Origin of the sequence: Citricoccus sp. (assembly GCF_035445025.1) — a bacterium.
Lineage (GTDB): Bacteria > Actinomycetota > Actinomycetes > Actinomycetales > Micrococcaceae > Citricoccus.
Map to the genome: position 1 here is coordinate 21,455 of NZ_DAOMPX010000038.1, position 6,290 is coordinate 27,744.

Annotated in this window: 6 protein-coding genes; 3 read left to right on the top strand and 3 right to left on the bottom strand. The window is 71.8% G+C overall.

The window, feature by feature from the left end; translation table 11 throughout:
* The first annotated feature begins 12 nt into the window (after positions 1–12).
* Positions 13–1,353 (top strand): NADP-specific glutamate dehydrogenase, encoded by a 1,341-nt coding sequence (gene gdhA, locus PLJ28_RS11665; protein WP_183523446.1) that lies wholly within the window; start codon positions 13–15, stop codon positions 1,351–1,353.
* A 108-nt stretch (positions 1,354–1,461) separates the two neighbouring features.
* Here the strand turns inward: gdhA and PLJ28_RS11670 are convergent, their stop codons facing one another.
* Positions 1,462–1,965: an acyl-CoA thioesterase gene (locus PLJ28_RS11670; protein ID WP_183523445.1), complete on the bottom strand. Its 504-nt coding sequence runs from the start codon at positions 1,963–1,965 to the stop codon at positions 1,462–1,464.
* Entirely contained in the window at positions 1,955–3,139 is a 1,185-nt protein-coding gene (locus tag PLJ28_RS11675; RefSeq protein ID WP_221243327.1) for an App1 family protein phosphatidate phosphatase, read from the bottom strand. The genes PLJ28_RS11670 and PLJ28_RS11675 overlap by 11 nt, the downstream gene beginning before the upstream one ends.
* Before the next feature lie 90 nt (positions 3,140–3,229).
* Between PLJ28_RS11675 and PLJ28_RS11680 the strand changes: the two genes are divergently transcribed.
* Entirely contained in the window at positions 3,230–4,222 is a 993-nt protein-coding gene (locus tag PLJ28_RS11680) for an inositol monophosphatase family protein (RefSeq protein ID WP_183523444.1), read from the top strand.
* A 232-nt stretch (positions 4,223–4,454) separates the two neighbouring features.
* The gene (locus tag PLJ28_RS11685; RefSeq protein WP_183523443.1) at positions 4,455–4,889 is read left to right on the top strand and encodes a pyridoxamine 5'-phosphate oxidase family protein; all 435 of its coding nucleotides are present in this window, start codon (positions 4,455–4,457) and stop codon (positions 4,887–4,889) included.
* 78 nt (positions 4,890–4,967) lie between these two features.
* Here the strand turns inward: PLJ28_RS11685 and PLJ28_RS11690 are convergent.
* Positions 4,968–6,290, bottom strand: a 1,323-nt coding sequence (locus PLJ28_RS11690) for a thiamine pyrophosphate-binding protein (protein WP_298041855.1), incomplete at its 5' end; no start/stop codon positions are given.

The window sequence follows — 6,290 nt, forward strand, 5'->3', positions numbered from 1 at the left end:
GCGAGGACGGACATGGAGCCTGGTCTGGAGAAACTGCGGGACGAGGTCTTTCGCCGCAACCCCGGCGAAAGCGAGTTCCACCAGGCCGTCACCGAGGTGTTCGAAGCCCTCGGGCCGGTCGTCAACCGCCATCCCGAATACGTCGAGTCCGGGATCCTGCGCCGCATGTGCGAACCGGAGCGCCAGATCATCTTCCGCGTGCCGTGGGTGGATGACAACGGGCACGTGCAGATCAACCGTGGCTTCCGCGTGGAGTTCAACTCCGCCCTGGGGCCGTACAAGGGCGGACTGCGGTTCCACCCCTCGGTCTACCTGGGCATCATCAAGTTCCTGGGCTTCGAGCAGATCTTCAAGAACGCCCTGACCGGCATGCCGATCGGCGGTGGCAAGGGTGGGTCCGACTTCAACCCGGCCGGCCGCACGGACGCCGAGATCATGCGCTTCTGCCAGTCCTTCATGACCGAGCTGTACCGCCACATCGGCGAGTACACCGACGTCCCGGCCGGTGACATCGGCGTGGGCACCCGGGAGATCGGCTACCTGTTCGGCCAGTACAAGCGCATCACCAACCGCTTCGAGTCCGGGGTGCTCACCGGCAAGGGAATGTCCTGGGGAGGGTCCCTGGTCCGTCCGGAGGCCACCGGCTACGGCGCCGTGATGTTCGCGGACCAGATGCTGCGCACCCGGGGTGGCTCCATGGACGGCCAGACCGTCCTGGTCTCCGGCTCCGGCAACGTGGCGCTGAACGCCATCGCCAAGTCCCAGCAGCTCGGGGCCACCGTGCTGACCGCCTCCGACTCCTCGGGATACGTGGTGGACGAGGCCGGGATCGACCTGGAGCTGCTGCGCGAGGTCAAGGAGGTCCGGCGCGGCCGGATCGCCGAGTACGCCGAGGAGCGCGGCGGCCGGTCCCGCTTCGTGGCCGACGGTTGTGTCTGGGACGTGCCCGGCACCGTGGCCATCCCCTCGGCCACGCAGAACGAGCTGGACGACAAGTCCGCGCTCACCCTGATCGACAACGGGCTGGTCGCCCTGGCCGAGGGCGCCAACATGCCCTGCACCCAGAAGGCCACCGAGCACATGATCCATGCCGGGGTGCTGTTCGGCCCGGGCAAGGCGGCCAATGCCGGCGGCGTGGCCACCTCCGCCCTGGAGATGCAGCAGAACGCCAGCCGGGACACCTGGAGCTTCGAGTACACCCACGACAAGCTCGAGCAGATCATGACCGACCTGCACGACCGCTGCCTCGAGACCGCCGACCGCTACGGCACCCCGGGCAACTACGTGGTCGGGGCGAACATCGCCGGTTTCGTCAAGGTCGCCGACGCGATGCTCGCCCAGGGCGTGATCTGACCCTCGCACGGTCGGACCACCGGCGGCCGGGGACGGCCCGGGGCACTCGCGGCTGACCGCGAGACCCGGGGGTCCCCGGCCGCCGTTCGCGTGAGCAGCCCCGGGGCCCTACGGGGCCAGGTGCGTGAGGGTGTGCTTCTGGTCCTCGCTCAGCCGGACCGGGCGGCCGGTGGCTGAGTCCACGAAGACCATCGTGGAGGTCGCGGTGACGCACTCGGTGCCGTCCACCCCATCGCGCAGCGAGTAGGCGATCTCGATCGAGGCCCCCTTCGCGGCGGCCACCCAGACCCACGCGCGCACCGGGACGTTGCGGTACTCCAGCGGACGCCGGTAGCGGATGCGGTGCTCCGAGATCAGCACCTGCACGCTGTCCGGCATCCCGTCCAGCAGGTTCACCGGCGCCCCGGCGCCCGGCGCCCCGGTCCCGGCAGGCACCCCGAACGCCAGGATGCGCACCTCCTCGAGGATCGCCGCCACCTGCACGTTGTTGACGTGGCCGTAGGCGTCCATGTCCCCCCAGCGCACGGGCACGTCCACGCGCACGGCGGGCCCGCCGCCGTCGGGACGGTCCTCGGTCCGGCCGGTCAGGCCGTGGCCCGGCTCAGCGGGCATCGTCCAGCTCCCGGGAGTCGGCGTCCAGGCCCGGTTCCTGGGCGTTGCGCGGCCAGGTCAGCAGCGCGGCGCGCCCGGTCTCGAGGATGCCCAGTTCCTCCAGCTGGCGGGACAGCGCCGCCCCGTCCGGGCCGTAGCACCACGGCACCCCGGGAGTGGTCTCGCGGGTGTCCGTGGCGCGGCCACCGGCCAGCAGGGCCTGGGACGGCGTCAGCTGACGGATCACGATCGCCTTCACCTTGTCCGGGTGGCGGCGGGCGAAGTCCGCGTAGATCTCCGGGTCGTGCTGGCCGTCGTCACCGATGAGCAGCCAGCGGATCTCCGGGAACTCCCGGGCCAGCCGGTCCAGCTGGGTGACCTTGTGCTCCAGCCCGGACCGGAACCAGCGGTCCTCCGTGGGACCCCAGCTGGTCAGCAGCAACGGGCCGGAGGGGTACAGGTTGCGGGACAGGAAGCGGGACAGGGTCTGGGCCACGTTCCACGCACCGGTGGAGAGGTAGACGACCGGGGAGGTGGGCTGCTGTTCCAGCAGGCGGTGCAGCATGACGGCCATCCCGGGAGTGGCGGTGCGGGCGTGCTCGTCCAGGACGAAGGAGTTCCAGGCCGCCAGCATCGGCCGGGGCAGGTAGGTGACCACCACGGTGTCGTCGATGTCCGAGACCACGCCGGTGACCGTGCCGTCCTCGACGATGTACACGTCCGAGGTGGCCGGCTCGCTGCCGTCCGAGGTGAGGGTGACCGTCTGCCAGCCCGGCTCCATCTCGACCTCCACGCGGGCGTCCACCACGCCGCCGCGGTCGGCGCGCACGGTGAAGGTCTTCCCGCCCGCCAGCACCTTGACCTCGGCGTAGGGCACGGGCGGGGAGGTGAAGTTGTGCCATCCGCGCAGGCCGTCCTCGACCACCCTGGACAACCGGCGGCCGTTCTCGAAGGCGTCGTCCGGCGCCATCACCACGCGGGAGAACACCCGGATCCAGGAGGTGGTGCCGTAGCCGGTGAAGGACAGCACGGTCGGTTCGTGCCCGCGCCGCAGGGCACCGGCGTAGCGGAAGCGGTGCCACCGGTCCTGGACCAGCGTCGCTATGTGCTCGGTGACCAGGGTCTCCCGGTCCTCGATCAGCGGGGACGGCACGGCGTCCGGGGCAGGCGGGGATGCAGGAGTCCGATCGGCCATAGGATCCAGTATCCCTCACCCGCGCACGTGTGGTTCACCACGTGCGGGCAGGGGCGCCGGGGCCCTCGGGGGCCCCGCTAGGCTGGCGCCATGCCCACCTCCGTTCCCGCCCCCCGTGAGTTGCGGCGCGTCGCCGCCGAGGCGGCCGCCGCCTGCGCACCACGGCTCGTCCGGGCCTTCCGTTCCACTCCCGCCGACCTCGACCTCTCCACCAAGCGGAACACCCACGACCTGGTCACCGTGCACGACGGGGCGACCGAGAACGAGCTGGTGCGGTTGCTCGGCGCAGCCGTCCCGGGCAGCCGGTTCGTCGGGGAGGAGGGGGGCACGCGCGGGCCGGACGGGGTGGACGAGCACGCCCTCACCCCGGTCGAGGCCGGCGCGGCGGCCGCGCCGCACACCCTGGAGTGGATCATCGACCCGATCGACGGCACGGCGAACTTCGCCCACGGCTTCGCCATGTTCTCGATCTCCGTCGCCGCCGCCGTGGACGGCGTGGTGGTGGCCGGCGTCGTGCTGGACCCCGTGAACGGGCTGGAGTTCTCCGCGGACGACGACGGTGCCTACCTCAACGGGCAGCGGTTCGGGTCCCGGGGGGCCGGGGCTCCGGCGGCCGGCCCCGGTGGGCAGGACGCGGTCGCGCCGGTCGAGGCGCCCGCACCGGACGAGCATTCCCTGAACCTGGTGACGTCCTATCCCTCCGCCGAGGCCCTGGACGTCGACGGCCCGGTGGCGCTGGAGCGCTTCGGCCGGCTCGTGGACGCCTACGCCACCGTGCGGCGCACCGTCTCCGGCGCCCTGGAACTGGCCTACACGGCCATCGGCTGGGCGGACGTGACGCTGGGGGTGGACACCAATCCGTGGGACGTGGGCGTGGGCCAGCTCCTGGTGCGCCGGGCGGGCGGCCACTACCTGGCCCGCTTCTACGACACCGACGGACCGGAGCGGCGCGAACCCCACCTGGCACCGTGCTACGTGGCGGTGGCCCCCGGGCGGACGGCACCGACCGCGGTGCGCGTCCTGGAGGAGACGGTCACGGCCCGCCGGGCGGCCGGGCACCGGACGGCCGGCGTCCGGGGCTGACCGGGCATCCACCCCTTGATGCAGGACGGTCCGGCGTGCCTAGGGTGTGCCATGACCGTGAACAGGACGGGGACGACCGTCCTGGCCCGCGGCCGGCCGGAGAGTGACGGCGGCCCTAGCCGTGGAACCCCCTGCGCACGATAATGAAAGTGCTCGCTGACAGGGACCTTAAAGTCCCTCCGGACGACACCGGGCGGGCGCTGACCCCGTGAGGGAAGAAGGAGACCGGGCCATGATGTTCGAACATGCCGACGACGAGCCGATCCTGGTGCTGGACGAGGATCAGTGCTGGAGGGTCCTGGAGAACACCCGGCACGGCCGGCTCGGGCTGCGGGTGAACGACGAACTCGACCTGGTCCCGGTGAATTTCGTGGCCCGGGACAAGCGGATCTACTTCCGGACGGCACCCGGCAACAAGCTGGCGGAGCTGACCATCAATCCCAAGGTCATCTTCGAGGCGGACGGCATCCTCTCGGACGAGGCCTGGTCGGTGCTGGCCCGCGGCCACGCCCGGGTGCTCGAGAAGGACGAGGAGATCGAATTTGCCGAGTCCCTGAGTATTGACCCCTGGGTCCCGACGTATAAGGATTTCTACGTAGAGGTCAACGTCAACCGGGTCACCGGTCGGCACTTCGTCTTCGGTGAGCATCCAGAGCGCTTCGAGTAGCAGCCGGATGGACACCAAAACACCTGACCCCCGGCAGCTGACGCGCTAGCCGGGGGTCAGGTGCGTCCGGGGCCCGGATCAGCCCCTCGCGTCCTCCACGTGGCTCGGCGCCCACATCCGCAGCCGGGTCTGGACCACGACGACGTTCGGCCCCTCCGCGGCCAGGGCGCGTTCCAGCGCGGGGCCCACCTCCTCCACCGCCACCTGCTCGGCCGGGATGCCGAAGGACCCGGCGAGGGCCACGAAGTCGGGACGGTCCAGTTCGGTGGCGGTCGCCTGGCCGAAGGTGTCCTCCATGTAGGCGCGCAGGATCCCGTACCCGCCGTCGTCCACGATCAGCCAGGTCACCGGCGCGTGGTGCTGGCGGGCCGCGGCCAGCTCGGCGATCGAGTACATGGCGGAACCGTCACCGGCCACCGCGAGCACCCGCGCGTCGGTCCCCCGCCTGCCCTGCCGCGCCAGGCCCATCGCCCCGCCGAACGCGGCGGGGAAGGCGTATCCCAGCCCGCCGGCACCCTGGGCCGAGTGGAACTGCCCGGACCTGGCGTCCCACACGTTCCAGGCCCAGTAGGCGGCGATGGTCATGTCCCAGTAGGTCTGCATGGCCTCGGGCACCGCGGCGCGGACATCCGCCATGAACCGTCGCTCCCGGTGCAGGTCCTGACCGTTAAGTCGCTCCTGGACGCGGCGGTTGACCTCGGCCACCACCTGTGCGGCGCCGCGGCCGTGCCAGTCGGACCGGGCCCAGCCGCCGGGCGCGCCGGTCTCCTGGCCCCCCGCGGCCGCCGCCGACCGTTCCAGCGCCTGCGCGAGGGCCGCGAGCGCCTGGCCGGCGTCCGCCCGCACGCCGAGCGTGGGGAAGTTCGACTCGAGCACGCGCGGCTCGGCGTCGACCTGGATGAGCCGGCCGCGCGGTTCCAGGGTGAAGTAGTTGGAGGTGACCTCACCGAGGGACGAGCCGATCACGAGCAGCACCTCGGCGTCCTCGAGCACCTCGGTGACGTAGCGGTCCTCCACCCAGGAGCCCAGGGAGAGCGGATGGTCCACGGGGAAGGCCGAATTGCCGCCGGGGCTGCACACCACCGGGGCGTCCAGCAGCTCGGCCACGCGGCGCAGCTCGTGCAGCGCCCCGGGCCCGGACCGCCGCACTCCCCCGCCGGCCACGATCGCGGTGCGGGCCGAGGAGGCCAGCCAGCGCACCGACTCCGCCACCAGTTCCTCCCGCGGCGGGTGGTCATAGGGGACGGCGAGCGCGTCCTGCACCGGCGGGACCAGGACCTCGCCCAGCAGCACGTCCTGGGGCACCTCCACCCACACCGGCCCCTGCGGCACGGTGATCGCCTGGGCCCAGGCGTCCTGGATGGCCGAGGGGATGCCCGAGGCGTGGTGCACGGTGACCTG

What these genes read in the sequence shown, in the direction of transcription:
- gdhA (WP_183523446.1), top strand. Translation starts at nt 13, where the DNA reads ATGGAGCCTGGTCTGGAGAAACTGCGGGACGAGGTCTTTCGCCGCAAC.
- PLJ28_RS11670 (WP_183523445.1), bottom strand. Translation starts at nt 1,965, where the DNA reads ATGCCCGCTGAGCCGGGCCACGGCCTGACCGGCCGGACCGAGGACCGT.
- PLJ28_RS11675 (WP_221243327.1), bottom strand. Translation starts at nt 3,139, where the DNA reads ATGGCCGATCGGACTCCTGCATCCCCGCCTGCCCCGGACGCCGTGCCG.
- PLJ28_RS11680 (WP_183523444.1), top strand. Translation starts at nt 3,230, where the DNA reads ATGCCCACCTCCGTTCCCGCCCCCCGTGAGTTGCGGCGCGTCGCCGCC.
- PLJ28_RS11685 (WP_183523443.1), top strand. Translation starts at nt 4,455, where the DNA reads ATGATGTTCGAACATGCCGACGACGAGCCGATCCTGGTGCTGGACGAG.